This is a genomic window from Achromobacter maghribensis (assembly GCF_057334215.1).
The window spans coordinates 80,034-84,005 of the sequence record NZ_JBHFII010000005.1 but is presented as its reverse complement, the minus strand read 5'-3'; the positions used below and the strand labels follow the sequence as shown (position 1 = coordinate 84,005).

The following is a 3,972-nucleotide window of genomic DNA, read 5'->3' as shown; positions in this document are numbered from 1 at the left end:
CCGCCGGCCGCCCGGCCGGCGACCCATACCCATAAAACAAGGCAGGAGACAACATGAACCCACAACGACGCAGTGCGTTGGGTGCGCTGCTGGCCGGCGCCGCCCTTGGCCTCGCGGCCATGCCCCCCCCCGCGGCCGACTGGCCCGCCCAAAAGCCGATTTCCTACGTGGTGCCGTTCACCGTCGGCGGTTCGACCGACGTGGTGGGCCGGGTACTGGCCCAGAAGCTGGGCGACCGCCTGCACCAGAACGTCATCGTCGAGAACAAGCCCGGTGCGGCCGGCGGCATCGGCGCGACCTATGTCGCCAAGGCGGCGCCCGACGGCTACACGCTGTTCGGCGGCACCATCAGCACCCACGCCATCAACGCCAGCCTGTACAAGAACTTGAAGTACGACCCGGTGAAGGACTTCGAGCCGGTGTCGCTGATCGCCTACCTGCCCAACGTGCTACTGGTGGATCCCAACCTGGGCGTGAATTCGGTGGCCGACCTGATCGCGTTGCTCAAGCGCGATCCGAACAAGCGCACGTTCGCATCGTCGGGCGCGGGCACGTCGACGCACCTGGCGGGCGAACTGTTTTCAAGCATGATCGGCGTGCCGCTGACGCACGTGCCGTACAAGGGCACGCCGCCCGCGATGGTGGACGTGTCGTCCGGCGCCGTGACCTTCATGTTCGATCAGATGACGGCGGCCTTGCCGCTGTTGCAGACGGGCAAGCTGAAGCTGCTGGCCGTCACCACGAAGGACCGCATCTCGCTGGCGCCCAACGTGCCGACCATGCAGGAAGCCGGCGTGGCCGGGTTCCAGATGGCTTCGTGGCAGGCCGTCTATGCGCCCAAGGGCACGCCCAAGCCGATCCTGGACAAGCTGGCCCAGGAGATCGCGATCATCCTGAAAGAGCCCGACGTCCAGGAAAAGCTGGGCAAGACCATGGGTATGGAACTGGTGGGCAGCACGCCCGACGAACTGCGCGCGCTGATGGCCACCGAGATCCCCCGTTGGGCCGAAGTGGTGAAGCGGTCCGGCGCAACGGTGGAATAACGCGCGGGCGCCCCGGCTGGACCTACGGTTTGAGGTTCAGCTTGGGCACCAGCGTGTTGAAGGCCTGTTCCTGGCGGGCTACGTCGGCCGCGAACTGCGGCTGGTCGGCATAGGACGGCGTCAGGTTCTGCTTGCGCATGAGGCTCTGAAATTCCTTGGATTGCGCGACATGGCTGGCGGCGGCACGCCATTTCGCCACGGCATCCGCGGGGGCGGACTTGGGCAGGCCGATGCCGCGCCACACGCTGAATTGCAGGTCGGCGCCAAGCTCCTTCATGGTGGGCACCGCAGGCAGGTTTTCCAGCCGTTGGGGCGCCATCACAGCAAGCGTGCGTAGCTTGCCGGTTTCGACGTGCTGCTGCAGTTCCGCATAGGCGACCGTCGTGGCTTGCACGTCGCCCGCCAGCAGGCCCATGATGGCCGGCGCCGACCCTTGATAGGGCACGTGCACGAACTTCACGCCGGTTTGCTCGCCCAGCGCCGCAGCCGCCATGTGCGGCACGGTGCCGATGCCCGCGTTGGACACCGCTACCCGCTCGGGGTTCTTCTTGGCATATTCCAGAAACTCCTGCACGGTTTTCCATGGCGCATCGGCACGCACCGTCACCGAAGACGGATCGTCCGTGAAGCGCGCGATGGGCAGGAAGTCGTTCACCGTTGTCTTGCCGATGCCCATCAGCGGCACGACCAGCATTTCCGGCGTCATCAGGACAAGCTTGTAGCCGTCGGGCTGGGCGTTGGCCACATACGACCAACCGATGGAGCCGCTTGCGCCGGGCTTGTTGATTACGACGGTGGGCTGCGCCAGCAGCGGCGGGCGCACGGCTTCGGCGATGGCGCGGGCGGTGTTGTCGCTGCCGCCGCCAGGCTGGTAGGCGACCACCAGTTCCATGGAGCGGGCGGGATAGTCCGCGGCATGCGCGGCGGACTGGGCAATCAGGGCGCTGACAATCAGCGCGGGCAGGCGGATGAGTCGCATGATGGCGGTTCCGGAATCAGGGATCAGTAGCCCAGGGCGGACAGGTCCGCGAGCGTCTGTTTGGTGATGGCGATGGTGCGTTCGCGTTCCGCGCCGGCAAGGTCCAGGCGCGGGGGCTTGACGGTTTCGGCGCTGCCGGTGATCAGGTGCTCGGCCAGCTTGATGTGCTGCACCAGCTTGACCACGGTGTCCAGGTGGAACAGCGGCGTCAATGCCGCGTACAGTTTGCGGGCGCGCACGAAATCGCCCTCTGCGGCCAGCCGCAGCAAGTCGACCGATGCCTTCGGAACGGCGTTGGCCATGCCCGATACCCAGGCGGTCACGCCCAGGGCGGCGCTTTCCAGGATCAGGTCGTCCACGCCGCACACGACGGCCAGGCGGTCACCGAAACGGGTGATCAGGTCGGTCACGCGGGTGGTGTCGTAAGACTCTTCCTTGATGGCCACGATGGTCGGTTCTTCCAGCAATTCGGCCACCAGGTCTGGCGTCAGGTCGACGCCGTAGCCGCGCGGGTTGTTGTAAAGCAGGATGGGCAGGGGGCTGGCCTGCGCCACCGTCCGATAGAAAGCCACCGTTTCCCGATTGTCCGACTTGTAGGTCAGCCCGGGAAACACCATCAGGCCATTCACGCCGATCTTGGCCGCTTCCTGTGCGAACGCGGCGGCGCGGGCGGTCCCGGTTTCAGCCACGCCGGAGATCACCGGCACGCGCCCGCGCACGGTTTCCACGGCCGTGCGCAGGACGGTCAGCTTCTCGTCGGGCGACAGCTGGGCGTTTTCGCCCACCATGCCCATCATCACGACGCCACCCACGCCGTTGACGATCAGCCGTTCCAGGCCCTGGCGCAAGGCGTCCAGATCCAGCGAGAAATCCGGGTTCAGTTTGGTGGTCACGGCGGGGAAAACGCCTTGCCATTGAATGCTCATGCTGAGGCTCCTGGTGCGTGCCCGCCTGCATCATCAACAGGCGGATATTGGTTATTGGATATTGGATCCAAAAATAAAGGCTTTAAAAATCGAGGCGGCTGGCCTCGGGGTACTGCGTGTCAGAGTGGCTCTTACCTACTGGATCATGGATCCAATATACTCGCATTAAACGGGCATCGGGTCCGGCTGTCTCTCGGGGTTTTCCTGGGCACGCCAGACCCGGCGCCAGCATCTCCATGCCGCCGGGTTTTTGCCGGGCGGCCTAACCAGGCAGGTCTCACGTGTCCCAGAATTCGCCGCTTTCCGCTTCTCCGATCCGTCCCTCGACCGGAACCGCCGGCCGGCTTGTCCGCAAGACCGCCGTCGATCTGGTGGTGGACGAACTGCGCGACCGCATCCTGTCGGGGGTGATCCCGCCGGGGTCCGCGCTGCGCCAGGAGTTGTTCGCGGAAGAGCTGGGCGTTAGCCGCCTGCCGGTGCGCGAAGCCATCCGCCAGCTCAGCGCCGAAGGGTTGATCGACATGATCCCGCACCGGGGCGCTTATGTGTCGATGCTGTCGCGCACCGAGGTCCAAGAGTTCTTTGATATCCGCATGCGGCTGGAACCCTGGCTGTTCCGGCTTGCCGTGCAGCAGCATGACGACGGCGATCTGGACCGGGCCGAAGCGGTGGTGGCGCAGATGGACACGGCGGCGCCCGAGCAATGGGGGCGGTTGAATTGGCAGCTTCACGAGTTGCTGTACCGATCCGCGCAACGGCCGGCGGCGCTGGGCATGGTGCGCGCGCTGCACGAAAAATCCGAACGTTATTTCCGTTTTCAGATCGTCAACGCGCCGATCCGCCAGCAGGCCCATGACGAGCACAAGGAATTGATCGCGCTTAGCCGCCAGGGGCAGGCCGAGAAGGCAGAGGCTGCGTTGGAGCGGCATATCGGGCTGGCTGCCGAACAGATCCTGGCCATCGTCGACCATCTGCTGGATGCCTCGGCAACCCTTTCGCCCGCCTGAGACCCGGGGGGGGGGGG

At 65.6% G+C, this 3,972-nt stretch carries 4 protein-coding genes; 2 read left to right on the top strand and 2 right to left on the bottom strand.

From position 1 onward, the window contains the following. Nucleotides 1-53: 53 nt before the first annotated feature. A complete protein-coding gene (locus tag ACE039_RS01910) occupies nucleotides 54-1,043 on the top strand; it encodes a Bug family tripartite tricarboxylate transporter substrate binding protein (protein ID WP_485821537.1) in 990 nt (329 codons plus the stop codon). 22 nt (nucleotides 1,044-1,065) lie between these two features. On the opposite strand, the gene ACE039_RS01905 is transcribed toward ACE039_RS01910, so the two are convergent. Both ACE039_RS01905 and ACE039_RS01900 read right to left on the bottom strand, forming a co-directional pair. Further along, nucleotides 1,066-2,022 (bottom strand): Bug family tripartite tricarboxylate transporter substrate binding protein, encoded by a 957-nt coding sequence (locus ACE039_RS01905; protein WP_105557241.1) that lies wholly within the window; start codon nucleotides 2,020-2,022, stop codon nucleotides 1,066-1,068. A gap of 23 nt (nucleotides 2,023-2,045) precedes the next feature. Continuing rightward, nucleotides 2,046-2,948, bottom strand: a complete 903-nt coding sequence (locus tag ACE039_RS01900; RefSeq protein ID WP_332007085.1) for a dihydrodipicolinate synthase family protein — start codon at nucleotides 2,946-2,948, stop codon at nucleotides 2,046-2,048. Nucleotides 2,949-3,229: 281 nt separating this feature from the next. Here ACE039_RS01900 and ACE039_RS01895 point away from each other — a divergent pair, with 281 nt between their 5' ends. Beyond that, nucleotides 3,230-3,955, top strand: a complete 726-nt coding sequence (locus ACE039_RS01895; protein ID WP_332007086.1) for a GntR family transcriptional regulator — start codon at nucleotides 3,230-3,232, stop codon at nucleotides 3,953-3,955. Nucleotides 3,956-3,972 lie beyond the last annotated feature (17 nt).

Excerpts from the sequence above, each read along its gene's own strand:
- ACE039_RS01910 (WP_485821537.1), top strand. The coding sequence starts at position 54 with ATGAACCCACAACGACGCAGTGCGTTGGGTGCGCTGCTGGCCGGCGCC.
- ACE039_RS01905 (WP_105557241.1), bottom strand. The coding sequence starts at position 2,022 with ATGCGACTCATCCGCCTGCCCGCGCTGATTGTCAGCGCCCTGATTGCC.
- ACE039_RS01900 (WP_332007085.1), bottom strand. The coding sequence starts at position 2,948 with ATGAGCATTCAATGGCAAGGCGTTTTCCCCGCCGTGACCACCAAACTG.